The organism is Psychrobacter sp. 1U2 (genome assembly GCF_051847575.1).
On record NZ_JBPYDC010001307.1, the window covers coordinates 1 to 635 of the forward strand.

Below are 635 nucleotides of genomic sequence, written 5' to 3' on the forward strand. Positions count from 1 at the left end.
TCAATAATCTGCTTTTTGCTAGGTGGAATAACCATGTCATCCAAGCCAATTGACACACCAGATAAGGTTGCTTGAGCAAAACCTAGGTACATCAATTGGTCAGCAAACATGACACTACCTTTGGCGCCCATCTTACGATAGCAAGAGTTAATCAGACGCGAGATATTTTTCTTCGTCATCTCTTGGTTGCACTCATCAAACACCATACCTTTTGGCATAATATTCCAGATAAGCAGACGACCGGCAACTGTATCTTTTAAGGTAACTTCTTTGGTTTCGTGGCCTTCTTCGTCGACATACGTTTCAGTAACACGTACTTTTATCTTAGCATTCACATGCAAGTCATTTGAACCAATCGCACGTAAGGCTTCATTAACAGTGGCAAAGACCATGCCTTCGCCTTTAGCATTCACTGATGAACGGCTAATATAATACAAACCAAGTACTACATCTTGCGACGGTACAATAATTGGATCACCATTTGCAGGTGACAAGATATTGTTAGTCGACATCATCAAGGCACGTGATTCAAGCTGTGCCTCTAGCGTCAATGGCACGTGTACTGCCATTTGGTCACCATCAAAGTCAGCGTTAAACGCAGTACAAACGAGCGGATGTAACTGAATCGCTTTACC

Annotated in this window: 1 pseudogene; it reads right to left on the reverse strand. The window is 42.5% G+C overall.

What is annotated here, in order from left to right:
* Window positions 1-635 (reverse strand): annotated as a pseudogene (locus ACS8FD_RS21795) (DNA-directed RNA polymerase subunit beta'); the annotation flags it as partial.